At 60.6% G+C, this 24,910-nt stretch carries 26 protein-coding genes and 1 tRNA gene; 25 read left to right on the top strand and 2 right to left on the bottom strand.

Going from position 1 to position 24,910, the window contains the following annotated elements:
- Positions 1-3 precede the first annotated feature (3 nt).
- From secG to CSQ92_RS12260, 24 genes are all read left to right on the top strand, one after another.
- On the top strand, positions 4-414 hold the full coding sequence (gene secG, locus CSQ92_RS12375; RefSeq protein ID WP_070255615.1) for a preprotein translocase subunit SecG: 411 nt from the start codon (positions 4-6) through the stop codon (positions 412-414).
- A gap of 191 nt (positions 415-605) precedes the next feature.
- Positions 606-690 (top strand) — tRNA-Leu (locus CSQ92_RS12370).
- Positions 691-867: 177 nt separating this feature from the next.
- A complete protein-coding gene (locus tag CSQ92_RS12365; RefSeq protein ID WP_010399734.1) occupies positions 868-1,227 on the top strand; it encodes an NADH-quinone oxidoreductase subunit A in 360 nt (119 codons plus the stop codon).
- A 3-nt stretch (positions 1,228-1,230) separates the two neighbouring features.
- Positions 1,231-1,707, top strand: a complete 477-nt coding sequence (locus tag CSQ92_RS12360) for a NuoB/complex I 20 kDa subunit family protein (protein ID WP_010399733.1) — start codon at positions 1,231-1,233, stop codon at positions 1,705-1,707.
- A gap of 17 nt (positions 1,708-1,724) precedes the next feature.
- The gene (locus tag CSQ92_RS12355; RefSeq protein ID WP_034779526.1) at positions 1,725-2,318 is read left to right on the top strand and encodes an NADH-quinone oxidoreductase subunit C; all 594 of its coding nucleotides are present in this window, start codon (positions 1,725-1,727) and stop codon (positions 2,316-2,318) included.
- The gene (locus tag CSQ92_RS12350; RefSeq protein ID WP_034749992.1) at positions 2,318-3,571 is read left to right on the top strand and encodes an NADH-quinone oxidoreductase subunit D; all 1,254 of its coding nucleotides are present in this window, start codon (positions 2,318-2,320) and stop codon (positions 3,569-3,571) included. The genes CSQ92_RS12355 and CSQ92_RS12350 overlap by 1 nt, the downstream gene beginning before the upstream one ends.
- 12 nt (positions 3,572-3,583) lie before the next feature.
- Positions 3,584-4,063, top strand: a complete 480-nt coding sequence (nuoE, locus tag CSQ92_RS12345) for an NADH-quinone oxidoreductase subunit NuoE (RefSeq protein WP_034779513.1) — start codon at positions 3,584-3,586, stop codon at positions 4,061-4,063.
- A complete protein-coding gene (gene nuoF, locus CSQ92_RS12340; RefSeq protein WP_010399729.1) occupies positions 4,060-5,355 on the top strand; it encodes an NADH-quinone oxidoreductase subunit NuoF in 1,296 nt (431 codons plus the stop codon). The genes nuoE and nuoF overlap by 4 nt, the downstream gene beginning before the upstream one ends.
- 22 nt (positions 5,356-5,377) lie before the next feature.
- Positions 5,378-7,711, top strand: coding sequence for an NADH-quinone oxidoreductase subunit NuoG (nuoG, locus tag CSQ92_RS12335; RefSeq protein ID WP_099394248.1), 2,334 nt, complete (start codon positions 5,378-5,380; stop codon positions 7,709-7,711).
- A complete protein-coding gene (gene nuoH / locus CSQ92_RS12330; RefSeq protein WP_070255609.1) occupies positions 7,711-8,793 on the top strand; it encodes an NADH-quinone oxidoreductase subunit NuoH in 1,083 nt (360 codons plus the stop codon). Before nuoG ends, nuoH begins: the two co-directional genes overlap by 1 nt.
- A gap of 14 nt (positions 8,794-8,807) precedes the next feature.
- Positions 8,808-9,296 carry an NADH-quinone oxidoreductase subunit NuoI gene (gene nuoI / locus CSQ92_RS12325; protein ID WP_010399726.1) on the top strand — a complete coding sequence of 163 codons (489 nt, stop codon included), beginning with the start codon at positions 8,808-8,810 and terminating at the stop codon, positions 9,294-9,296.
- Between the two features lie 66 nt (positions 9,297-9,362).
- Positions 9,363-9,995 carry an NADH-quinone oxidoreductase subunit J gene (locus tag CSQ92_RS12320; RefSeq protein WP_034779507.1) on the top strand — a complete coding sequence of 211 codons (633 nt, stop codon included), beginning with the start codon at positions 9,363-9,365 and terminating at the stop codon, positions 9,993-9,995.
- Positions 9,992-10,300, top strand: coding sequence for an NADH-quinone oxidoreductase subunit NuoK (gene nuoK, locus CSQ92_RS12315; protein WP_010399724.1), 309 nt, complete (start codon positions 9,992-9,994; stop codon positions 10,298-10,300). The genes CSQ92_RS12320 and nuoK overlap by 4 nt, the downstream gene beginning before the upstream one ends.
- Before the next feature lie 46 nt (positions 10,301-10,346).
- Complete coding sequence (gene nuoL / locus CSQ92_RS12310) at positions 10,347-12,449, top strand: NADH-quinone oxidoreductase subunit L (RefSeq protein WP_070255607.1); 2,103 nt, start codon at positions 10,347-10,349, stop codon at positions 12,447-12,449.
- A 29-nt stretch (positions 12,450-12,478) separates the two neighbouring features.
- Positions 12,479-13,978 (top strand): NADH-quinone oxidoreductase subunit M, encoded by a 1,500-nt coding sequence (locus CSQ92_RS12305; RefSeq protein ID WP_034749975.1) that lies wholly within the window; start codon positions 12,479-12,481, stop codon positions 13,976-13,978.
- 16 nt (positions 13,979-13,994) lie between these two features.
- Positions 13,995-15,497 (top strand): NADH-quinone oxidoreductase subunit NuoN, encoded by a 1,503-nt coding sequence (gene nuoN / locus CSQ92_RS12300; RefSeq protein ID WP_034779502.1) that lies wholly within the window; start codon positions 13,995-13,997, stop codon positions 15,495-15,497.
- 3 nt (positions 15,498-15,500) lie between these two features.
- A complete protein-coding gene (locus CSQ92_RS12295; protein WP_099394247.1) occupies positions 15,501-15,824 on the top strand; it encodes a DUF2818 family protein in 324 nt (107 codons plus the stop codon).
- A 74-nt stretch (positions 15,825-15,898) separates the two neighbouring features.
- On the top strand, positions 15,899-16,456 hold the full coding sequence (locus CSQ92_RS12290) for an NUDIX domain-containing protein (RefSeq protein WP_070255807.1): 558 nt from the start codon (positions 15,899-15,901) through the stop codon (positions 16,454-16,456).
- An 8-nt stretch (positions 16,457-16,464) separates the two neighbouring features.
- Positions 16,465-17,160 carry a hypothetical protein gene (locus CSQ92_RS12285; RefSeq protein ID WP_099394246.1) on the top strand — a complete coding sequence of 232 codons (696 nt, stop codon included), beginning with the start codon at positions 16,465-16,467 and terminating at the stop codon, positions 17,158-17,160.
- A gap of 12 nt (positions 17,161-17,172) precedes the next feature.
- Positions 17,173-17,874 (top strand): 2-C-methyl-D-erythritol 4-phosphate cytidylyltransferase, encoded by a 702-nt coding sequence (ispD, locus tag CSQ92_RS12280; RefSeq protein WP_099388381.1) that lies wholly within the window; start codon positions 17,173-17,175, stop codon positions 17,872-17,874.
- A gap of 17 nt (positions 17,875-17,891) precedes the next feature.
- Positions 17,892-18,392, top strand: coding sequence for a 2-C-methyl-D-erythritol 2,4-cyclodiphosphate synthase (gene ispF / locus CSQ92_RS12275; protein ID WP_099388380.1), 501 nt, complete (start codon positions 17,892-17,894; stop codon positions 18,390-18,392).
- Between the two features lie 211 nt (positions 18,393-18,603).
- Entirely contained in the window at positions 18,604-20,589 is a 1,986-nt protein-coding gene (locus CSQ92_RS12270; protein ID WP_099394245.1) for a PKD domain-containing protein, read from the top strand.
- A 59-nt stretch (positions 20,590-20,648) separates the two neighbouring features.
- The gene (locus CSQ92_RS12265) at positions 20,649-21,878 is read left to right on the top strand and encodes a PQQ-dependent sugar dehydrogenase (RefSeq protein ID WP_257219199.1); all 1,230 of its coding nucleotides are present in this window, start codon (positions 20,649-20,651) and stop codon (positions 21,876-21,878) included.
- Positions 21,879-21,935: 57 nt separating this feature from the next.
- Positions 21,936-22,238 (top strand): hypothetical protein, encoded by a 303-nt coding sequence (locus CSQ92_RS12260; RefSeq protein ID WP_176376167.1) that lies wholly within the window; start codon positions 21,936-21,938, stop codon positions 22,236-22,238.
- 3 nt (positions 22,239-22,241) lie between these two features.
- On the opposite strand, the gene CSQ92_RS12255 is transcribed toward CSQ92_RS12260, so the two are convergent.
- A complete protein-coding gene (locus CSQ92_RS12255) occupies positions 22,242-23,456 on the bottom strand; it encodes an MFS transporter (RefSeq protein ID WP_099394244.1) in 1,215 nt (404 codons plus the stop codon).
- Positions 23,457-23,547: 91 nt separating this feature from the next.
- Here CSQ92_RS12255 and CSQ92_RS12250 point away from each other — a divergent pair, with 91 nt between their 5' ends.
- Positions 23,548-24,168 (top strand): TetR/AcrR family transcriptional regulator, encoded by a 621-nt coding sequence (locus CSQ92_RS12250; protein WP_034779484.1) that lies wholly within the window; start codon positions 23,548-23,550, stop codon positions 24,166-24,168.
- On the opposite strand, the gene CSQ92_RS12245 is transcribed toward CSQ92_RS12250, so the two are convergent.
- Positions 24,169-24,549, bottom strand: a complete 381-nt coding sequence (locus CSQ92_RS12245; RefSeq protein ID WP_225317377.1) for an MmcQ/YjbR family DNA-binding protein — start codon at positions 24,547-24,549, stop codon at positions 24,169-24,171.
- Between the last annotated feature and the right edge of the window lie 361 nt (positions 24,550-24,910).

Below are 24,910 nucleotides of genomic sequence, written 5' to 3'. Positions count from 1 at the left end.
GCAATGAACATGATGTTCAATCTGGTAGTGGTAGTACAGGTTATTTCGGCATTGTCGATTATCGCGCTGGTGTTGCTGCAGCACGGCAAGGGCGCCGACATGGGCGCCGCCTTCGGTTCGGGCGCCTCGGGCAGCCTGTTCGGTGCGACGGGTTCGTCGAACTTCATGTCGAAATCGACGGGCGTTGCCGCCGCGATCTTCTTCGGCGCCACCCTGGCTCTGTCGCTGATGGCCAATCAGCGCGCCACCACGGTGGGCGGCGGCGTGATGGATAAAGTCGTCAAGCCAGTGCCGGTCACCGGCGCGGGCGCGATCCCGACGACGGTGCCAGCAGCCCCTGCGGCACCAGCGGCCAGCGCTCCAGCGGCGGCGGCACCTGTTGCCAGCACCCCGGCCGGCGCGATTCCGAAGTAATTCGGTATTAACTCGATGCCTCATCGAGAGTAATTCTCATTACGGGCAGATTATTGCTCAATGTTTTGGCAGTGCGGCAGGAAAAAATCGTGACGCGCTGGAAGATGTAAAAATTTATCGTTTTTATCTGTGTTTTGATGCATTTGTGCATTAACTTTAGCGGCAAAGCAGAGTAGAATACGGGCCTTACCGCCGACGTGGTGAAATTGGTAGACACGCTATCTTGAGGGGGTAGTGGCGAAAGCTGTACGAGTTCGAGTCTCGTCGTCGGCACCAGAAATCAGAAGCCAGCAACGGCGCACGAGCCATGGCTCGTACAAAGTTGCTGGCTTTTTTTACGAGGATGTGTCGTTCGATCCTGGTCTTAGCTTTGATTGGGGTCGTGCGTTAGATACGCTGCAAATGATCGCAGCGTCCTCATTTAACCGATCGTTCAATATAAGCTCATCAATCGTGAACCTCGAAAATTACTTCCCCGTCCTGCTGTTCATTATTATCGGCCTTGGTGTCGGTATCGCTCCCCAGCTCCTGGGGCGCCTGTTAGGTCCTAACAAGCCTGACGCAGCAAAACTCTCCCCGTACGAATGTGGCTTTGAAGCATTCGAAGACGCGCGCATGAAATTTGATGTGCGCTACTATCTGGTCGCAATCCTGTTTATTTTGTTCGATCTGGAAACGGCATTCTTTTTCCCATGGGGCGTTGCAATGCGCGACCTGGGCTGGGCCGGTTTCGTCACGATGATGGTGTTCATCGCTGAATTCGTGGTCGGATTTTGGTACATTTGGAAGAAAGGTGCCCTTGACTGGGAATAAGCCATGGCTATTGAAGGCGTATTAAGCGAAGGTTTCATCACCACCTCGGCCGACAAGCTGATCAACTGGGCGCGCACCGGGTCTATGTTCCCGATGACGTTCGGTCTGGCCTGCTGTGCGGTCGAAATGATGCATGTGGGCGCAGCCCGCTACGATATGGACCGTTTCGGCGTCGTGTTTCGTCCGTCGCCGCGTCAGTCCGACGTCATGATCGTTGCCGGCACCCTGTGCAACAAGATGGCGCCGGCCCTGCGCAAGGTCTACGACCAGATGGCAGAGCCACGCTGGGTCATCTCGATGGGTTCCTGCGCCAATGGCGGCGGGTACTACCATTACTCCTATTCCGTGGTGCGCGGTTGCGACCGCATCGTGCCCGTCGACGTGTATGTGCCTGGCTGTCCTCCGACCGCTGAAGCCTTGCTGTACGGCATCATGCAGTTGCAGAACAAGATCAAGCGTACCAGCACGATCGCACGCTAACGGGGCCGCTTCAGATTATGACAACACATTTAGAAGTATTGCAAAACGCCCTCGGCACTGCCCTGGGCGATCGCGTTAGCACGACGGTTGCGCTGGGCGAAGTCACCCTGGTCGTCAAGGCCGAGGACTACCTGGCCGTGATGCAGACCTTGCGCGACGATCCGACCCTGCATTTCGAGCAGTTGCTCGACCTGTGCGGCGTCGACTATTCGACCTATGGCGACGGTAGCTGGGATGGCCTGCGTTTCGCGGCCGTGTCGCACTTGCTGTCGGTCAAGCACAACTGGCGCGTGCGCGTGCGCGTGTTCGCACCGGACGACGACATGCCGCTGCTGCCTTCCGTGGTGGGCATCTGGCGCGCCGTCAACTGGTACGAGCGCGAAGCATTCGACCTGCTGGGCATCCTCTTCGAAGGCCACAACGACTTGCGCCGCCTGCTGACCGACTACGGTTTCATCGGCCATCCGTTCCGCAAGGATTTCCCCGTCTCCGGCTATGTCGAGATGCGTTACGATCCGGAACAAAAGCGCGTGATTTACCAGCCCGTGACGATCGAGCCGCGGGAAAACGTGCCGCGCGTGATCCGCGAAGAACATTACGGGATGAAATAATGGCTGAGATTAAGAACTACACCCTGAACTTTGGGCCGCAGCATCCGGCCGCGCACGGTGTGCTGCGCCTGGTGCTGGAGATGGATGGCGAAGTCATCCAGCGCGCCGACCCGCATATCGGCCTGCTGCACCGCGCCACCGAAAAGCTGGCCGAACAGAAGACCTACCTGCAATCCGTGCCGTACATGGACCGTCTCGACTATGTGTCGATGATGTGCAATGAACATGCGTACGTGATGGCCATCGAAAAGATGCTGGGCCTGGAAGTGCCGCTGCGCGCGCAATACATCCGCGTCATGTTCGACGAGATGACGCGCATCCTGAATCACCTGATGTGGCTCGGCACCCACGCGCTGGACGTTGGCGCCATGGGCCCGTTCCTGTATTGCTTCCGCGACCGCGAAGACTTGTTCGACGCCTACGAGGCAGTGTCGGGCGCGCGCATGCACGCGGCCTACTACCGCCCGGGCGGCGTGTACCGCGACCTGCCGGACGCGATGCCGCAGCACAAGGCATCGATCATCCGCAACGCCAAGGCCATCGGCAAGCTGAATGAAAACCGCCAGGGTTCGCTGCTGGACTTCATCGAAGACTTCGCGCGCCGTTTCCCGAACTCCGTGGACGAGTACGAAACCCTGCTGACCGACAACCGTATCTGGAAACAGCGTACCGTCGGCATCGGCGTGGTCTCGCCGGAAGATGCGCTGGCCATGGGCTTTACGGGCGCCATGCTGCGCGGCTCGGGCGTGCAGTGGGACTTGCGCAAGAAACAGCCGTACGAAGTGTACGACTTGATGGATTTCGACATTCCTATCGGCACCAACGGCGATTGCTACGACCGCTACCTGGTCCGCGTGGAAGAGCTGCGCCAGTCGAACCGCATCATCAAGCAATGCGTGGAGTGGCTGCGCAACAATGAAGGTCCTGTCATGACCAGCAACCGCAAGGTGGCGCCTCCGGGCCGCGTCGACATGAAGACCAACATGGAATCGCTGATTCACCACTTCAAGCTGTTTACGGAAGGTTTCCACGTGCCGCCAGGCGAGGCCTACAGCGCCGTGGAGCATCCGAAGGGCGAGTTCGGCGTGTACCTGGTGTCCGATGGCGCCAACAAGCCGTACCGCATGAAACTGCGCGCGCCAGACTACGCCCACTTGCAGTCGCTCGACGAGATGGCGCGTGGGCACATGCTTGCCGACGCCGTGACCATCATCGGGACGCAAGATATCGTGTTCGGCAGTATTGACCGCTAAGAGGCAAAAAGTATGTTGTTATCAGAGCAATGTTATAAGAAAATTGACCGTGAGTTGGCCAAGTACCCGGCCGACCAGCGTCAATCCGCCGTCATGGCCGCGCTGGCCCATGCCCAGGATGAACTGGGCTGGCTGGCACCGGAAACCATGAAGGAACTGGCCGATTACATCGGCATGCCGGCGATTGCCGTGCAGGAAGTGGCCACGTTCTACAATATGTACAACGTGAAACCCGTGGGCAAGCACAAGATCACCGTGTGCACCAACCTGCCATGCGCCCTGTCGGGCGGCGTGCGCGCTGCAGACTACCTGAAGCAGAAGCTGGGCATCGATTTCCGCGAAACCACCCCTGACGGCCAGTTCACCCTGGTTGAAGGCGAGTGCATGGGTGCGTGCGGCGATGCGCCTGTCTTGCTGGTCAGCAATAAAACCATGTGCAGCTGGATGTCGAACGAGAAGATCGACGCCATGCTGGAGGAACTCAAGAAATGACGTCACTCCACAACCGCCATATCGATCCATTGATCCTGAAGGATCTGGATGGCAAGAACTGGCATTTGCAAGATTATGTGAACCGCGGCGGCTACAGTGCCCTGCGGCGTATCCTGGAAGAGAAAATCACGCCGGAACAGATCATCGCCGACCTCAAGGCTTCGTCCTTGCGCGGCCGTGGCGGCGCGGGTTTCCCTACCGGCTTGAAGTGGAGCTTCATGCCGCGCCAGTTCCCGGGTCAAAAATACCTCGTCTGCAATACAGATGAAGGCGAACCGGGCACTTTCAAGGACCGCGACATCATTCGTTACAATCCCCATGCCCTGATCGAAGGCATGGCCATTGGCGCTTACGCGATGGGCATCACCGTGGGTTACAACTATATCCACGGTGAAATCTTCCAGGAATACCTGCGTTTCGAAGAAGCGCTGGAAGAGGCGCGCGCCGCCGGTTTCCTGGGCGACAAGATCATGGGCAGCGAGTTCTCGTTCCAGTTGCATGCGCACCATGGTTATGGCGCCTACATCTGCGGCGAAGAAACGGCCCTGCTCGAATCGCTGGAAGGCAAGAAAGGCCAGCCGCGCTTCAAGCCGCCTTTCCCTGCCTCGTTTGGCCTGTACGGCAAGCCGACGACGATCAACAACACGGAAACCTTCGCGGCCGTGCCATTCGTGCTGAACATCGGTCCAGAGAAATACCTGGCGATGGGCAAGCCGAACAACGGCGGTTCGAAGATCTTCTCGATCTCGGGCGATGTGGAAAAACCGGGCAACTACGAAGTGCCGCTCGGCACCCCGTTTGCGACCCTGCTGGAACTGGCAGGCGGCATGCGCGGTGGCAAAAAGATCAAGGCCGTGATCCCTGGCGGCTCGTCCGCTCCGGTGATCCGCGGCGACATCATGATGCAGACCGACCTGGACTACGACTCGATCGCGAAAGCCGGTTCGATGTTGGGTTCGGGCGCCGTCATCGTGATGGACGAAACACGCTGCATGGTAAAGGCGCTGGAACGCCTGTCCTACTTCTACTTTGAAGAATCGTGCGGCCAGTGTACGCCTTGCCGTGAAGGCACAGGCTGGATGTACCGCATGGTGCACCGCATCGAGCAGGGGCAGGGTCGTCCAGACGACCTGGACATGCTCAACTCGATCGCCGACAACATCCAGGGCCGCACCATTTGCGCGCTGGGCGATGCGGCTGCCATGCCGGTACGGGCCTTCATTAAGAATTTCCGTGAAGAATTTGAATATCATATCGAGCACAAGCATTGCTTAGTGCCCGCATATATCTAAGCTGCGTCAGGTAACGATCACCATGGTTGAAATCGAAATAGACGGCAAAAAAGTCGAAGTCCCTGCTGGTAGCATGGTGATGGACGCCGCCAACAAATTGGGAACCTACATTCCGCACTTCTGCTATCACAAGAAATTGTCGATCGCAGCGAACTGCCGCATGTGCCTGGTCGAAGTGGAAAAGGCGCCCAAGCCTTTGCCCGCTTGTGCGACCCCGGTCAGTGCCGGCATGATCGTGCGCTCCGCCAGCGATAAAGCTGTGCAGGCGCAAAAGTCGGTCATGGAATTCTTGCTGATTAACCACCCGCTCGATTGCCCTATCTGCGATCAGGGCGGCGAATGCCAGTTGCAAGACTTGGCAGTGGGTTACGGCAAAAGCGAATCGCGCTACAAGGAAGACAAGCGCGTCGTGCAGCCTAAGGAAGCCGGTCCGCTGGTGTCCATGCAAGAAATGTCGCGCTGCATCCAGTGCACCCGCTGCGTACGCTTTGGCCAGGAAGTGGCTGGCGTGATGGAGCTGGGCATGATCGGCCGCGGCGAACACTCGGAAATCGTGTCCTTCGTCGGCCAGACGGTCGACTCCGAACTGTCGGGCAACATGATCGACCTGTGCCCGGTCGGCGCACTGACCTCGAAGCCGTTCCGCTACAGCGCCCGTACGTGGGAACTGTCGCGCCGCAAATCGGTCAGCCCGCATGATGGCCTGGGCGCGAACCTGATCGTGCAAGTGAAAGCTGGCAAGGTCAAGCGCGTATTGCCGCTGGAAAACGAAGCCGTCAACGAGTGCTGGATCTCGGACAAGGACCGTTTCTCGTACGAAGCGCTGGACAGCGCCGAACGCCTGACGTCCCCGATGCTGAAACAAGGCAACGAGTGGAAAGAAGTCGATTGGCAAACGGCGCTGGAATACGTGGCGCACGGCCTGAAAAACATCAAGCACGAGCATGGCGCTGACGCCATCGCCGCGCTGGCAACGCCGCATTCGACCGTCGAAGAGCTGGTACTGCTGCAAAAAGTGGCCAACGGTCTCGGTTCCGAGAACGTCGACTTCCGCCTGCGCCAGACCGACTTCGCGCTGGACGCCGGCGTCAAGCCATGGCTGGGCATGCCGATCAACGAATTTGGCCAGATCAAGCGCGCCTTCGTCATCGGCTCGTTCCTGCGCAAGGATCACCCATTGCTGGCCACGCGTTTGCGCGCGTCCGTCAAGGGCGGCGCCAAGCTGTCGATCCTGCACGCCTCCGACGATGACCAGCTGATCACCATCGCCAACAAGATGATCGTCGCACCTGGCGATTGGCTGGCGGCCTTGTCGGAAGTGGTCGTCGCCGTTGCCAAAGCCAAAGAAATCGCCGCGCCAGCCGGTTTTGAAGCGATCGCCGCTTCGGACGTGGCTGTCGCCATCGCCGCCAGCCTGATGGCTGGCGACCACGGCGCCGTACTGCTGGGTAACGCGGCAACGCAACACCCGCAAGCGTCGCAATTGCATGCTGCCGCGCAATGGATCGCCGAACAGACGGGCGCCAAGCTCGGCTACCTGACGGAAGCGGCCAACACGGTTGGCGCGCACCTGGTCGCCAAGCCGCGCGCCAATGTGCAAGCTGCCTTTGCCGCGCCGAAGAAAGCCTACGTGCTGCTGCACGCCGAGCCGGAACTCGACGCTGCCAATCCACAAGCGGCCCGCGCCGCCCTGGATGGCGCGGACATGGTCGTGGCGATGTCGGCCTTCAAGCACGGCATGGATTACGCCGATGTCTTGCTGCCGATCGCTCCGTTCGCTGAAACCTCGGGCACCTTCGTCAACTGCGAAGGCCGCGCGCAAAGCTTCAACGGCACCGTGAAACCGCTGGCGGAAACCCGTCCAGCCTGGAAAGTGCTGCGCGTCCTGGGCAACATCCTGGGCCTGGCCGGTTTCGACTACGACACTTCCGAAGCGATTCGCGACGAAGCGTTTGGCGCCGGCGTGACCGATCTGTCGGCACAGCTGAACAACATCGCCAAGAACGCACCGGAAGCGGCAAGCTACGCACCGGCTTCGCCTGCGCTGCAACGCATCGCCGACGTGCCGATCTACTTCGCCGACGCGCTCGTGCGCCGCTCCGAACCGCTGCTGCGCACGGTCGATGGCGCCGCGCCGCAAGCCCATCTGTCGCCAGTATTGGCCGAGAAGCTGGGCATCAAGGCGGGCGACAAGGTCAAAGTGGCGCAAGGCTCCGGCAGCGCCATCCTGGTGGCGGCAATCCATGCCGGCCTGCCAGCCAATGTGGTGAAAGTGTCGGCGGCGCATGCCTCGACGGCTAGCCTGGGCGGCATGTTCGGTGACATCACAGTTGAAACAGCAGAGGGGAAAATCTGATGGCTCTGCCTGAATTTGTAAACGTCATCAACAGCAGCGGCCAGGATTTGCTGGGCGGCTCGTGGCCGTTCTTCTGGACCCTGATCAAGATCCTGTGCGTGCTGCTGCCGCTGATGGGCCTGGTTGCCTACCTGACCTTGTGGGAACGCAAGCTGATCGGCTGGATCCAGATCCGCGTCGGCCCGAACCGCGTGGGTCCGCTGGGCTTGCTGCAGCCGATCGCCGATGCGCTGAAACTCTTGTTCAAAGAGATCATCATCCCGTCCAAGGCCGCCAAGGGCCTGTTCGTGATCGGCCCGATCATGACCATCATGCCGGCCCTGGCCGCCTGGTCGGTCGTGCCGTTCGGCCCGCAAGCCGTGCTGGCCAACGTCAACGCAGGCTTGCTGATGCTGCTGGCGATTACCTCGATGGAAGTCTACGGCATCATCATCGCCGGCTGGGCCTCGAACTCGAAGTACTCGTTCATGGGCGCCATGCGCGCTTCGGCACAGATGATTTCGTATGAAATCCCGATGGGCTTCGTGATGGTCATCGTGCTGATGGTGTCGGGCAGCCTGAACTTCATCGACATCGTCAGCGGCCAGCAAATCGGCTTCTTCGCCGACAAAGGCGTGAACTTCCTGTCGTGGAACTGGCTGCCGCTGCTGCCGATGTTCGTCATCTACCTGGTGTCGGGCCTGGCTGAAGCCAACCGTCACCCGTTCGACGTCGTCGAAGGCGAGTCGGAAATCGTCGCCGGCCACATGGTCGAGTACTCGGGCATGGCCTACGCCATGTTCATGCTGGCCGAATACGCCAACATGATACTGATCGGTGCACTGGCTTCGATCATGTTCCTCGGTGGCTGGTCCGCACCATTTGCTTTCCTTGAGTTCTGGGGTGGTTTCGGCGGCTTCTTCTGGCTGTTCGCCAAGACCTTCTTCATCGTGTCGGTGTTTATCTGGGTGCGCGGTACTTTCCCACGCTACCGTTATGACCAGATCATGCGCCTCGGCTGGAAAGTGTTTATCCCGTTGACGCTGGTCTACCTGGTCTTCGTCGCTGCCTGGATGCAGACATCCTGGAATATTTGGAAGTAAGAGAGTGCATACGAATGGATAAGGTAAAAGATTTCTTCAGCAGCCTCTTGTTAGGCGAGCTGATCAAGGGCATGGCGTTGACAGGCAAGTACATGTTTTCGCGCAAGATCACGGTGCAATTCCCGGAAGAGAAGACACCGATCTCGCCGCGTTTCCGTGGCTTGCACGCGCTGCGCCGCTACCCGAACGGCGAGGAACGTTGCATCGCCTGCAAACTGTGCGAAGCGGTTTGCCCGGCGATGGCCATCACGATCGAATCGGAACAGCGTGACGACGGCTCGCGCCGCACCACGCGTTACGATATTGACTTGACCAAGTGCATCTTCTGCGGTTTCTGCGAAGAGTCCTGCCCGGTCGATTCGATCGTCGAGACGCAAATCCTGGAATACCACGGCGAGAAACGCGGGGATTTGTATTACACGAAAGAGATGTTGCTGGCCGTGGGTGATCGTTATGAAAATGACATCGCCGCTGCGCGCGCCGCCGACGCACCTTATCGCTGATGGATGCGCCGCAGCTGACCAGCTGCGGCGCGCCCCTCGTTCATCTGTACGTCTATTGGGTTTTTTATGGACTTTAAAACAATTTTGTTTTACGCCTTCGCGCTGATCTTGATTCTGGCAGCGACGCGCGTCATCACGGCCCGTAATCCGGTCCACGCAGTACTGTTCCTGGTACTGTCCTTCTTTTCCGCAGCGGGCATCTGGATGCTGCTGCAAGCTGAATTCCTGGCCATCGTGCTGGTATTGGTGTATGTCGGCGCCGTGATGGTGCTGTTCCTCTTCGTGGTCATGATGCTCGATATCAATATCGACCGCATGCGCGAAGGTTTCTGGGGCTATCTGCCACTGTCCGTGACGGTGGGCGTGATCATCGTGCTGGAAATGGCCGCTGTCCTGTGGCACGGTTTCCGCAACTTTGCGCCTAGTATCGCTCCGGTCAACGTCAACCTGGGCGGCACCAAGGAACTGGGCCTGCTGATCTACACGAAATATGTGTTCGCCTTCGAAATCGCTGCCGTCGTGCTGCTGGTGGCCATCGTTGCCGCGGTTGCACTGACCCTGCGCAAACGCAAGGACACCAAGCACTTTGCTCCAGGCGATGCCGTGCGCGTCAAGCGCAACGACCGCCTGAAGATCATCAAGATGGACGCGGTCGTCGAGCGTCCTGCGGCTGAGCCGGAAGTTAAGGAGGCACCATGACATTATCGCTCACACATTTTCTGGTCCTGGGCGCGATCCTGTTCGCAATCTCGATCGTCGGTATTTTCCTGAACCGCAAGAACATCATCGTATTGCTGATGGCAATCGAATTGATGCTGCTGGCGGTGAATATGAATTTCATCGCGTTCTCCCATTTCATGGGCGACGCGGCCGGTCAGATCTTCGTTTTCTTCATCCTGACGGTTGCCGCCGCTGAGTCGGCTATCGGTCTGGCTATTCTGGTGGTGATGTTCCGTAATCTGGATACCATCAACGTCGAAGACCTGGACAGCCTCAAAGGCTGATGTTTTTCAGACTCGATCTCTCGAATAATAACGATTAAGGTTCATCATGGCGGGGCAACTCCTCAACCCTAACCTCCTTCTTGCCGTACCGCTGGCGCCGCTGGCCGGTGCCGCGATTGCAGGTTTGCTTGGCACCCAGTTCCTGGGTAATTTGGTCGGACGCAAGACGTCGCATACCGCGACGATCCTGGGCGTACTGATTGCGTTCATCCTGTCCGTGCAGACACTGCTGGCAGTGATGGATGGCGCGACATTCAATGGCACGATCTATAACTGGATGACGATCGGCACCCTGAAGATGGAAGTGGGCTTCCAGATCGATTCGCTGTCGGCGATGATGATGTGCGTGGTCACCTTCGTCTCCCTGATGGTGCACATCTACACGATCGGCTACATGAAGGACGACGAAGGCTACAACCGCTTCTTCGCCTACATCTCGCTGTTCACCTTCTCGATGCTGATGCTGGTCATGGCCAACAACTTCCTGCAACTGTTCTTCGGTTGGGAAGCCGTGGGCCTGGTCTCTTACCTCCTGATCGGTTTCTGGTACCAGCGTCCGACGGCCATCGTGGCCAACATGAAGGCTTTCCTCGTCAACCGCGTGGGCGACTTCGGCTTCATCCTCGGCATCGGCCTGCTGCTGGCCTACGCCGGCACCATGAACTACCAGGAAGTGTTCGCCAAGAAAGACGAACTGGCGCTGCTGAGCTTGCCAGGTACCGACTGGGCCCTGCTGACCGTTGCCTGCATCTGCCTGTTCATCGGCGCGATGGGCAAATCCGCGCAGTTCCCGCTGCACGTGTGGCTGCCTGACTCGATGGAAGGTCCTACCCCGATCTCGGCACTGATCCACGCCGCGACGATGGTGACGGCCGGTATCTTCATGGTCTCGCGCATGTCGCCGCTGTTCGAACTGTCCGACACGGCACTGTCCTTCATCCTGGTGATCGGCTCCATCACGGCGCTGTTCATGGGCTTCCTGGGCATCATCCAGAACGACATCAAGCGCGTCGTCGCTTACTCGACCCTGTCGCAGCTCGGTTACATGACCGTGGCGCTGGGTTCGTCCGCGTACTCCGTGGCCGTGTTCCACCTGATGACGCACGCATTCTTCAAGGCACTGCTGTTCCTGGGCGCCGGTTCCGTCATCATCGGCATGCACCACGACCAAGATATCCGCAACATGGGCGGCCTACGCAAGTACATGCCAATCACCTGGATCACTTCCCTGATCGGTTCGCTGGCCCTGATCGGCACGCCGCTGTTCTCCGGTTTCTACTCGAAAGACAGCATCATCGAAGCCGTCGAAGCGACGCACATCTGGGGCGCGGGCTTTGCCCAGTTCGCCGTGCTGGCTGGCGTGTTCGTCACCGCCTTCTACTCGTTCCGCATGTATTTCCTCGTCTTCCACGGCAAGGAACGTTTCGGCCAGGCGCATGCGCATGGCCATGACGACCATCACGCACCGAAAGCGGCCCATGGCGCGCACGGCGATGCACATGACGACCATGGTCATGAAGAAGAGGAAGACGACCACGCGCACCACGGTCTGGAACCTGGCCAGAAGCCGCACGAGTCCCCATTCGTCGTATGGTTCCCGCTGGTGATGCTGGCGATTCCATCGCTGATCATCGGCTACCTGACGATCGGCCCGATGCTGCATGGCGATTTCTTCAAGGGCGTGATTTTTGTGGGCGAAAACCATCCAGCAATGGAAGAGTTGTCGCATGAATTCCACGGCGCAATGGCGATGGCGATCCACGGCCTGTCGACGGCACCGTTCTGGCTGGCATTGTCCGGCGTGGTGGCAGCCTACTACTGCTACATGGTCAACCCGCGTGTACCGGCCTGGTTCTTTGCCAAGTTCCACGCGATCCACACCCTGCTGGACAACAAGTACTACATGGACAAGTTCAATGAAGTCGTGTTCGCCGGCGGTGCCCGCTTGCTGGGTAATGGCCTGTGGAACTTCGGTGACAAGAAGCTGATCGATGGCCTGCTGGTCAACGGTAGCGCCAAGGTCGTCGCCTGGCTGTCCTCGCTGTCGCGAGTGCTGCAGACCGGCTACATCTATCACTATGCATTCGTGATGATCCTGGGCGTGCTGGGCTTCCTGATCTATTTCCTGCCATTCTGGCCCGCTAAGTAAGCTGACCTGATAAAAGAATACTGAGAACCATGATGCAGTCTACGATTTCTACACTACCTCCTTACCTGAGTCTGTCGATCTGGGTGCCGATCATTTGCGGCGTCCTGATCCTGGCTCTCGGCCGTGACAGCAAAGCGGGCTTTACCCGCTGGCTGTCGCTGGCTGGCGCCGTGCTCAGCATGCTGTGCACCTTGCCGCTGATCCAGCATTTCGACAACGCCGCGCACGGCATGCAATTCGTCGAAAAAGCACCGTGGATTGAGACCTTCAATATCTGGTACTCGCTGGGTATCGACGGCCTGTCGCTGTGGTTCGTGCCACTGACGGCGTTCATCACCGTCATCGTCGTCATTTCCGCTTGGCAAGTGATCGAGAAGCGCATCGCCCAGTACATGGGCTCGTTCCTGATCCTGTCGGGCCTGATGATTGGCGTGTTCTGCGCGCTGGACGGCTTGCTGTTCTACTTCTTCTTTGAAGCAACCCTGATCCCGATGTTCATCATCATCGGTATCTGGGGCGGTTCGAACCGCGTGTACGCGTCGTTCAAGTTCTTCCTGTACACCTTCTTCGGTTCGCTGCTGACCCTGGTTGCCATCATCTACCTGCGTAATGTGTCGGGCACCTTCGACATCCTGGCCTGGCATGCGTTCAAGCTGACGATGAACGAGCAGATCTTCATCTTCCTGGCCTTCCTGATGGCGTTTGCCGTCAAGGTGCCGATGTTCCCCGTCCACACGTGGTTGCCGGACGTCCACGTGGAAGCGCCAACGGGCGGTTCCGCCGTGCTGGCCGCCATCATGCTGAAACTGGGCGCTTACGGCTTCCTGCGTTTCTCGCTGCCGATCACGCCGGACGCCAGCCACTACCTGTCGGGTTTCATGATCGCCTTGTCGCTGATCGCCGTGATCTACATCGGTCTGGTTGCCCTGGTGCAAACGGACATGAAAAAACTGGTCGCCTATTCGTCGATCGCGCACATGGGCTTTGTCACCCTGGGCTTCTTCATGTTCAACGACATCTCGGTGCAGGGCGGTATCGTGCAGATGGTCTCGCACGGCTTCATCTCCGGCGCGATGTTCCTGTGCATCGGCGTGCTGTATGACCGCATGCATACCCGCAACATCGCCGACTACGGCGGCGTCGTGAACCGCATGCCGAAATTTGCCGCCTTCTTCGTGCTGTTCTCGATGGCCAACTGCGGTCTGCCTGCGACGTCCGGCTTCGTCGGCGAGTTCATGGTGATCCTGGGCGCGGTGAAATACAACTTCTGGATCGGTCTGCTGGCTGCAACGGCACTGATCTGGGGCGCGGCGTACTCGCTGTGGATGGCCAAGCGCGTGGTGTTCGGCAAGATCAAGAACAAGCATGTGGCCGAACTGACCGACATCAACAAACGTGAATTCTTCATGCTTGCTGTGCTGGCCATCGCCGTGCTCGTGATGGGTCTGTACCCAGCCCCGTTCACCGACACGATGCAAACTTCGGTTGCTGACCTGCTGCAGCATGTCGCCACCAGCAAGTTGCCTTAAATAGAAGACCGATAACATGACTAATGCACCTAATCTGGTACCGCTGTACGCGGAAATCTTTCTGCTGATCGCCACGTCGGCGCTCTTGCTGATCGATATGTTCTTGCCTGCGGCGAAGCGTTCGATTACCTATGCGCTGTCGCTGCTGACCCTGGCCGGCTGCGCCTTGCTGACCGTGGGCGACTTCAATGCGGGCACCACCGTCTACACGTTCCACAACATGTTCGTGTCGGACCCGATGTCGCAGCTGCTGAAACTGTTCTCGTACGGCGCCGTGGCGCTGACCCTGATCTACTCGCGCGCCTATGCCACCGACCGCAGCATGCTGTCGGGTAACCTGGGCGGCGAGTTCTACGTGCTGGCCCTGTTTGCACTGCTGGGCCAGATGATCATGATCTCGGCCAACAACTTCCTGATCATCTACCTGGGTCTGGAACTGATGTCGCTGTCGCTGTACGCACTGATCGCCTTGCGCCGTGACAATGCCAAGGCCACGGAAGCGGCCATGAAATACTTCATCCTGGGCGCGCTGGCCTCCGGTTTCATGTTGTACGGTATCTCGATGCTGTACGGCGCCTCCGGCACGCTGGACCTGGGCGAACTGCGCGTGGCGCTGGAAAACGGCAAGACCAACGGCACCATCATGGTCTTCGGCCTGGTGTTCCTCGTTGCCGGCCTGGCCTTCAAACTGGGCGTCGTGCCATTCCACATGTGGGTGCCTGACGTGTATCAAGGTTCGCCGACGGCCGTGACCCTGCTGCTGGGCGCGGCGCCGAAACTGGCCGCCTTCGCCATCACCCTGCGCTTGCTGGCCGAAGGCTTGCTGCCGATGGCACATGACTGGCAGCAAATGCTGCTGGTGCTGGCCGTGATGTCGCTGGCGATCGGTAACTTCACCGCCATCGCACAAACCAACCTGAAGCGTATGTTGGCGTACTCGACCATCGCACAAATGGGCTTCGTTCTGCTGGGCCTGCTGTCCGGTACCGTGGATGCACCGAACAACACCCTGAACGCGGCTGGCGCAGCCACCGCCTACGGCGCCTCGATGTACTACGTCATCACCTACGTGTTCACCACCCTGGGTACCTTCGGCGTGATCATGTTGTTGGCACGTAATGGTTTCGAAGCAGACGAACTGGCCGACTTCAAGGGCCTGGGCAAACGCAGCCCGATCTTCGCGCTGGTGATGACCCTGTTCATGTTCTCGCTGGCCGGCGTGCCGCCGCTGATGGGCTTCATGGCCAAGTACTCGGTGCTCGCTTCCGTGCTGGCGACGGGCCAGCTGTGGCTGACCATCGCTGCCGTGCTGTTCTCGCTGATCGGCGCCTTCTACTACCTGCGCGTCGTGAAAATGATGTGGTTCGACGAGCCGACGGACGGCAATGTGCTGGTCGTGCATGGCGATATGCGCGTCGTGCTGGCCCTGAACGGCGTGTTCGTCCTGGCGCTGGGTGTGATGCCTAACAGCATCCTGGCTGCCTGCGCGACCGCCATCACCAAGACGCTGGCGTCCTGACCGATGGATGTCACCGCCTCGAGCTGGCTGGTGATCGCCCTGGGCATCCTGGGCGCCAACCTGCCTTTCCTGAACGAGAAACTGTTTGCCGCCGTGCCCCTGAAAAGGGCGGCGCAAGCAGAGCAGGGCTGGCGCAAGCCGCTGGCGCTGCGCCTGCTGGAGATGGTGATTCTGTACTTCATCGTCGGCGCCGTGGCGTTCGCGCTCGAAGCACGCATCGGCAACGGTTTCCCGCAGACGTGGGAGTTCTATGCCATCACGGGATGCCTGTTCCTGGTGCTGGCTTTCCCCGGCTTTGTCACACGCTACCTGCGCAAGCGGCGCTAGCCCATCGACCGAAAGCGGCGCCTCTGGCGCCGTTTTTTTTTATTGAGCATAATCAAGGTATGGATACTGAACGCATGGATATGAATTTAACTGAGACCAAGGTGGACGGCGAGCTCGTCTACCAAGGCGGCTTCCTGCGCGTGCAGCGCGACCGGGTTGCGCTGCCGGACGGCAAGATCACGGCGCGCGAATTCGTCCTGCATCCGGGCGCCGTCGTCATTCTGCCGCTGCTCGACGATGGCACGGTGCTGATGGAACGCCAGTACCGCTATCCGCTGGACCGCGTCTTCATTGAATTCCCCGCTGGCAAGATCGACGCAGGCGAGTCCCATCTGGCGTGCGCCCAGCGCGAGTTGCTGGAAGAGACGGGCTACACGGCCAGCGACTGGCAATTCGTCTCCACCATTCACAACGCCATCGCGTATTCCGATGAACACCTGGAGCTGTTCCTGGCGCGCGGCCTGGTGGCCGGCGAACGCCAGCTCGATGAAGGCGAATTCCTGGAAACCTTTACGGCCACCGTGCCGCAGCTGCTCGACTGGGTCAAGGATGGCACGATCACGGACGTGAAAACCGTCATCGGCATCTTCTGGCTCGACAAGATCACCAGCGGCGCCTGGCAGCCGGCCTGATTCCGCACATGCGCACGGCGATCTTCCTGCTGCTGGCGTCTGCCAGCCTGGGCGCACACGGGGCCGCGCGCACGCCGTTCCAGGTGCGCTGCGAAGACACGATCAGCAAGACGGTGTCCGTGCTGACGGCGCAGCAGAATGGCTACAGCATCGACACGCATCTGCCGTACAAGGCCCTGACCGTGATGAAGGGCACGGCGCGCGCCAATACCTGGGTACTGGGATTGACGAAGACGGATTCGCGCGTGGCCATCGCCTTGGCCGGTCCCATGCTGCAAGACCCGGCCAGCGGCTATGAATGCGTGGCGCCGCAGATTACCGTGTCCCTCACGTATGCGCCCGTGGTGATCTATATCGGCCGCGAGTTTGCCCCCGGCACTTGCGCGTATGATGAGATACTCGCGCACGAGCTGCGGCACATGAAAACCTATATGGAACACTTGCCGCGCGTGGAAAAGACCGTGCGCGCGGCGCTGGCCAAACGCTTCGAGGCGCGGCCCCTGTATGCGCCCAGCGGCACGGCCAAGGCGGCGCTGGCGCGCGAGATCGACACGGGCTGGTTGCCGTATATCAAGGCTGAAATGCGCAAGGTGGAAACCTTGCAGGCGGCCATCGATTCTCCGCAAGAATATGCACGCCTGGGCAAGGCGTGCAAGGGCGAAATCCAGAACATCCTGGCGGGCAAGGCAGCGCCCGCCAACTAGACAAGGAATGGCATGACAGCAGCACCGAACACCGTCCGTTACTTTGCGCTGATCCCTGCCGCCGGCGTGGGCGCGCGCATGGAAGCGGGCAGTCCCAAGCAATACTTACCTATCGCTGGCAAACCCATGCTGCGCCACGCGCTCGACGCCTTTCTCGCCAGCCCCCTGATCGCGCACACGTATGTCGTCGTCAGCGCGGAGGATAGCGTGATTGACACGGTCGTGCCGGAGCAGGGCGTCACTGTGCTGCGCTGCGGCGGCGCCACGCGCATGGAGACGATCCTGAATGGCTTGCAGGCCGTGCACGGCAGCATCGGTGCCCACGACCAGGTGCTGGTGCACGACGCGGCGCGTCCCGGCCTGACGCCGGCCCTGATCGAAAAGCTCATCGGCGAGGTGGGCGACCACCCGGCCGGCGGCCTGTTGGCCTTGCCCGTGGTCGATACCGTCAAGCGGGCGGGGCCGGACGGCCTGTCGGCGCAGACGGTGCCGCGCGATCATCTATGGCTGGCGCAGACGCCGCAAATGTTCAGCTATGCGCTGCTGTACCAGGCCTTATCCGAAGCGCTCGACCCGCAAGCGATTACGGACGACGCCAGCGCCGTCGAAGCGCTGGGCCTGGCGCCCATGCTGGTCGAAGGCCACCCGCGCAACCTGAAGGTGACCTTGCCGCGCGACATATACACGGCCGAACTGTATTTGGCCAACCCTTGAATTCCAGAGAGACCCGCATGAACACAACGACTCCCGTACTGCCTTTCCGCATCGGCCAGGGCTATGACTGCCACGCGCTGGTGGAAAACCGCGACCTGATCATTGGCGGCGTGAAAATCCCCCATCACCTGGGCTTGCTCGGCCATTCCGATGCGGACGTATTGTTGCACGCGATCACGGACGCCATCTTCGGCGCCGCCGCGCTGGGCGACATCGGCCGCCATTTTCCCGACACGGACGCGCAGTTCAAGGGCGCCGATTCGCGCACCCTGCTGCGCGAAGCCGTGCGCCGAGTGCAAGCGACCGGTTATATCATCGGCAATATCGACGCCACCATCATTGCCCAGCGCCCGAAGATGGCGCCGCACATCGCCGCCATGTGCGCCAACGTGGCCGAAGACCTGGGCGTGAGTGTGGGCCAGGTCAACATCAAGGCCAAGACGAATGAAAAACTGGGCTACCTGGGCCGTGAAGAAGGCATCGCGGCCGAAGCCGTGGCCTTGCTGCTGCGCGCCTGAGCGTACCCGGCAGCTCCTTTTTAAGGATTCCTGAAAATTAATATTTCCAAATTGAAATTTGGTGAAAATTTAACGTTATTGTCATGATAATATTTGTCCGCTTTTTCGGACGCGACAAGACGTCACTTTATAACCACGGGAAATATTGAAAGAACGGAATCATATGCGTAGTCGTATGCAGGGACCAGCCGCGCGCTGGTTGGGAGCGGGTATGTTGGCCATGGCCATGCTGGCCGGGTGTGGCGGTGGAGGTGGTGGCAGTGAAACTGCGGCGCCGCCGCCCGTGGCGGCCGTGCCGCAGCCTGCCATCCTGTTTGCCGGTGCCGTGTCGGCGGCGGCAGAAGGTGCCGATGCCATCGGCAGCATGGGTGGACAGATTGAACTCGATGCCGGTGGCAGCAAGGATAGCGACGGCGGGACGCTGAGCTTTGCCTGGAGCATGGTCTCGAAACCTGCCGGCAGCGGCTTGAACATGGGCGCCGTCTCGACCCCGAAACTGAACTTCCAGCCCGACGCGCTGGGCACCTATGTCTTCAAGCTGCGCGTGACGAATGGCAAGGGCGGTTTTGCGGAAAAGAACGCCACCGTGCTGGTGAATAACCGGGTGCCGAATGCGGTGCTGGTGGTTAATGCGACGTTTACGGCGCAGCCGCTCGTCAAGGATGCCGTGAGTGTCTCGGCAGGCTCCGGCATCGTGCTTGATGCCACGGGCAGCGTCGATATCGACGGCGACAAGGTGACCACGACGTGGGAACTGATCCAGAAGCCGGCCGGCAGTACGTCCCTGCTGTTTGTCAGCGGTCAAACGGCGCGTTTCTCGCCCGATGTGCTGGGCCTGTACAAAGTGCGTGCCCGCGGTGCGGACGGCAAGGGCGCGTATGCCGAAACGGTGTACCTGTTCGATGCCAACAACAGCATGCCGATGGGCGTTATCCAGGGCACGGTCGCGGTGGTCAGCCGCAACAACCAGACCGTTCCCGTCGGCCAGCCGCTGGTCACCAGCGGCATCCTCAGTTATGACGAGGGTGGCGCTCCCCTGAGCTATGCCTGGGCGGTCGATACCCGTCCCGCCGGTTCTGTCGCGGCGGTAGGCGCAGCGACGGCGGCGATTCCTGCATTTACACCGGACGTGGCTGGCGCTTACGTGCTGTCGCTGACAGTGAGCAATGGCCGCCAGACGGCGATCGCTTACCTGAAATTCAATGCGGTCACGTCGACTTCGAGTGTGGTCGCATTGCCGTTCAAGCCGGTTGAGATGCGTTATAGCCTGGCTACCGACCGCCTTGTCGTCGTCACTGCGGAGCCGTACACCGTCAAAGTCATCAATCCGGTTAACGGGGCGACCAGCAGCGTTGATCTGCCGACAGCGGTCAAGGCCCTCAATCTGAGTCCGGATGGCAAGCTGGCCGCTGTGTTGCATGATGGCGTGGTCAGTCTGGTGGATCTGGTGTCGGGGAGCCTGTTGAAATCGACCGGCACCGGTGGCACGCAGACGGAGGTATTCGTTACCAATGCTGGCGTGGTATTTCTCTCGGGCCAATCGATTGGTTCATCCGCGCGGCCCGCTGTTGCTGTTATTAACGCACGTACGGGACAGGCATTGCCTTCGCTTGATTTTGCCAGTGGCGGTTTCTATGGCGCTCTGCGCGGCGTATTTGCAGCATCGAAGGACAAGGTCTTTCTCTCGCAGGGCAATTACTCAACGCTCTCGTATTTCACCTTTGACCCGCAAACGCATGCCATCCTCACTAACGGCGCTGTCTATGGCGACTATTACATTTCGTCACCGTTCTTCCTGTCGCCGAAGGAAGATATTTTGTTTACCGGAAACGGTACCTACTTTAATGCCGACACGCTGCAATACATGGGGCGCTTTACCTTCGGCTCAAGCAGCAGCGGCACCAGCAGCATGCAATCGATGACTTATTCGCCCACCAAAGCGGAAGTGCTGCTGATGGAAAGTTCGTTTGAGTACGCTTATCCAGGCTACGATACGGTATATCAGGGCAGTTACAAGAAATATAGCGGTGAATTGCTCTTCCCAGCAGGCAGCGTCAGCCTGCCGGTGATTGGCGGCGAGCAAAGTTATGGCATCGGCATCTTCCACACGGCCGCCGGCGATCCGGTGGCGCTGGTGCAGACGGGTGGCGCGCAGAAAACCACCGCGCGCCCGAAATACTATCTGGTGTATCGCTGATGGCATGAGAACGGCGGCGCGTCCGCCGTGCAATCTGTGCTATTTTTAAAGGCGGCGCGATGGCAAAGACCATCGCGGCCGCCTTTTTTATTGACGACACAGGAGAATTCCCGATGCCAACCATCAAGCGCACACGCCTTGCCACCGCCCTGCTGCTGGGAGCCTTCGCGGCCTTGGCCATGCCTGCCCACGCCGAACTGCAAGCTACGGGCGAGCCGCCTGCCGCGAAACAGGGTTGGAAGGCCGAGACCGTCGCGCAGGGCGTGCGCCAGCCGTGGGGCATCGCCTGGCTGGGCGAGGGGCGCGCGCTCGTCACCAGCAAGCAGGGAACATTGCATCTGCTGAATGGAAAGACTTTTACCGACGTGGCGCTGGAAGGCATGCCCAAGGTGTTTACGGGCGGGCAGGGCGGCTTGCTCGATATCGTGATTCATCCGCAGGATGCGGCCAAGCCGAATCCGCGCGTCTACATGACGGTGTCGACCGGCACGAATGACGCCAACCGCACGACCCTGGTGCGCGGCGTGTTCGACGGCAGGAAGGTGACGGGCATCCAGACCCTGTTCAAGGTCGCCACCGACAAGAGCGGCGGCCAGCATTTCGGTTCGCGCCTGCTGTGGCTGCCGGACGGCACTTTGCTGATGAGCGTGGCCGATGGCGGTAACCCGCCGTTGCGCATCGGCGACCGCCTGGCGCGCGAGCAGGCACAGAATCTGGCCACGCACCAGGGTTCCATCCTGCGCCTGACGGAGGAGGGCAAACCGGCGCCCGGCAACCCGCTGGCCGCCAAGGGTGCCTTGCCGGAAATCTGGTCGTATGGCCATCGCAACGTGCAGGGCCTGGCGCTCGATCCTGTTTCCGGCCGCGTGTGGGCCACGGAACATGGTCCGTATGGCGGCGATGAGCTGAACCTGGTGGCGGCGGGCGGCAACTACGGCTGGCCCCTGCAAAGCTATGGCGCCGACTACACGACGCACGAACCGGTCGGCAAGCACGAAGTGGCCGGCATGCTCAACCCGAGCGTGGCCTGGGTGCCGTCGCCGGCGCCGTCGGGCCTGGCCGTCTACACGGGCGACAAGATTGCCGCCTGGCGCGGCAGCATCTTCAGCGGCGGCCTGGCGGCCAAGGATATCCGCCGCATCGCCGTCGATGCCAGCGGCAAGGTGACGGGTCAGGACCGCCTGGCCATCGGCGCGCGCGTGCGCGACGTGCGCCAGGGGCCGGACGGCTATCTGTATGCGCTGACGGATGAAGACAATGGCCGCTTGCTGCGCATCGTGGCGCAGTAGCACGGCAGGCGCCATCTTCGCTTAAGATGGCGCCTTTACTTCATTCAAGGTGGCGGCATGGCCCGTGATACTTATGCATACCGGCACGTCGCCGTCGAATCGCGCGCCATTGATGGCCGCGTGGAAATCCGCCCCGTGCCGGGCCAGGCTTTTTCGCCCGAGCTGGCCGTGCAGTGCTCGCGCCGCCTCGTCGACGTGCAGCGCTACCCGCTGGGCAGCCGCTTTCTGCTCTTTGCCAAGCTGACGGATCGCCTGGGCGGCACGCCCTTCCTGTATGCGTATCACGGCGATGCGGACGTCGTGATGACGCCGGCCGAAGTGACGAAATTCCTTGGCGAATTCCGCCGCGGCCGCATTTGATTCCTACGATGTGACGCAGGCCGCGCCAGCCTTGGGGTTGGCCTGTGGCTTGCCAAAGATGGCGATCGTCAAGGCGCAGCCTAGGGCGAACAGGCCGCCGACCACCATCGCGCTCGCTACGCCCAGCCGGTCGACGGCCAGGCCACCGAGCAAGGCGCCCGATGCCAGCGACACTTGCACGATGGCGACAAACAGCGCGCTGCTGCCTTCCATCAGGTGTGGCGCCGCCTTGAACATCCACGTCTGCACGGCGATCGGCATGGCGCCGAAACCGAAACCCCACACGGCCACCAGCAGCATGGCGGTAAGCGAATGGCTGCCGAACGCGGCCAGGGCCAGGGTGGACAAGCCCAGCACGGCACCCGTCACCATCAGCGCGGCCCGTTCGTAGCGGCCGGCGGCCCAGCCGCCCGCGAGGTTGCCGATGAAGCCGGAAGCGCCATACACGAGCAGCATGGCGCTGACCGTGCCGGCCGCCAGGTGCGAGATTTGCGTGAGGAACGGCGCGATATACGTGTAGGCAGCGAACTGGCCCGTGAAGATCATAGCTGTGGCGATCAGGCCCAGCCTGGCCTTGCGGATGCCGAAAATCATCGGCAACTGGCGCAGGCGGATGGCTTGCGTCGGCGGCAGCTTGGGCAGCAGCAACAGCTGGCCGAGGAAGACCAGCACGGCAATGGCGCTGGCCGCGCCGAAAGCGACCCGCCAGCCCACCAGCTCGCCTACCAGCGCGCCGGCCGGCACGCCCGCCACCGTGCCCAGCGAGACGCCGGCGAAGATGATGGACATGGCGCGCGACGCATGCTGCGGCGCCACCAGGCGCGGGCCGATGGCGCTGCCGATGGCCCAGAAGCCGCCCACGCCCACGCCCAGCATGGCGCGGCCCAGCAGTATCCACGCATACGACGGCGCCAGCGCCACCAGCAGGTTCGACGCCACCAGCAGGGCCGTGAGGGCCAGCAGCACGATGCGGCGGTCCAGACGGCCCGAGCCGACGGTGACGAAGATGGCGGCAAACGCGGCAACGATGCCGGGCGTGGTGATCATCAGCCCCGCCTGGCCCTTGCTGATGGCCAGTTCGGCCGCCATGGCGGGCAGCAGGCCGACGGGCAGGAATTCGGAGGTGACGAGGGCGAAGGCGCCGATGCCGACCGATAAGACGGCCAGCCATGGCGCCACGGTGGTATCGTCGCCGGAAGCGTTGGAAGGTGTGTGCATAGGGGTTCCTGAAAAGCCGGGAGGTTTTTAACCGGTCGGTATATAATCAGGGAAGGCAGACAGTGTTGTCAATAATTTTTTACCGAACGGTATGAAACAAGATAAAAATGAGGAAGCGGTCAAGGCGAAAACGGGGCGGCCACGCACGTTTGACGCGGATCAGGCGCTCGATTGCGCCATGAAAGTATTCTGGGAAAAGGGTTATGAAGGCAGCTCCCTGCCGGAATTGACGAAAGCCATGGGCATGAACCGGCCCAGCCTGTATGCCGTCTTCGGCAACAAGGAGCAATTGTTCCACAAGGCGCTCGAGCGCTACAGCGACACGCGCATGCGGTTCTTCGACGCGGCGCTGGAACAGCCGACGGCGCGCCAGGTGGTGGAAGCCTTGCTGACGCAATATGTCGACGCGCAAACCATGCCGGACGGTCCGCACGGCTGCATGGGCGTCAATGCGGCGCTTGCCTGCAGCGACGATGCCTTGCCGATCCGCGATGAATTGTTTGCGCGCCGGCTGCGCGGTGAAATCAAGCTGCGCGACCGCTTGCGGCGCGCCAGGGAAGAGGGGGATTTGCCGCCCGATTCCTGCCCGGAGCAGCAGGCGCGTTTTGTCGTGACCCTGTCGCAGGGCATGGCCATCCAGGCGGCGGCCGGCGTATCGCGCGAGCAGTTGCAGCAAATGGTGGGATTGCTGCTGCGCAATTGGCCGTTGTAACTATCCTGTCGGGGCGATGGTCTTGGCCAAGTCGCTGGGCGCCTTGCGCCGCCAGGCGGCCGTCAGGGCGGCGGCCAGCATGTCCAGCTCGGCGTCCGCCAGGCGCACCGTGATGCCGGCCAGGCGTTCTCCCCACCAGAGTTTCTCGCAGCCCGATGGCGTGATGACGGTGGCGATGTGCGCCGCTTCCGCATCGAGCAGCACGTTGATGTGCTCGTCATCGGGCAGGGTGGCAAAGATCTTCCCGCCCACGCGGAACGCCGGACGGTCGTGGTGTTCTTCCTCGGTGGTGTCGGGAAACGACAGTGCCAGATAGCGTAGTTCTTCCAGGTCGACCATTCCTCTTTCCCCCTCATCGGACAGATAGCAGCGTGACTGCATTTTGCCATGCTGTTTCACCCCGTGGTGCAGAGGCATGCGAAAAGAAATGCGCAAGATGCGACACTGACGGACTGGTCTGTGGTGCAGCCGCGACACGTCACGTGCCGCGCATGGTCGCCGCTCCAGAGTGAGGGATGGGGTTTTTCTGCCGCTGGACAGGTGCTTGCCATAAAAATATCTTTCATGGTTAAAAGAAAAATACTTTTCTTCCAGGGAATTTGAGCTAGAATAGCTTCATCGCCTTACCTGACCCGTCAATTGTCTGGCCTTGTCCCGGGAACCCGAACCCTTTCCAGGACGCTTGCAGTGCCGCCATGGCACGCCGCAAGTCCGCGCTGTTTCGCGGAAGCCATGCCCCCGA

This window comes from Janthinobacterium sp. BJB446, from assembly GCF_002735655.1.
Lineage (GTDB): Bacteria > Pseudomonadota > Gammaproteobacteria > Burkholderiales > Burkholderiaceae_D > Janthinobacterium > Janthinobacterium lividum.
This window is presented reverse-complemented; position numbering and strand designations above follow the sequence as displayed.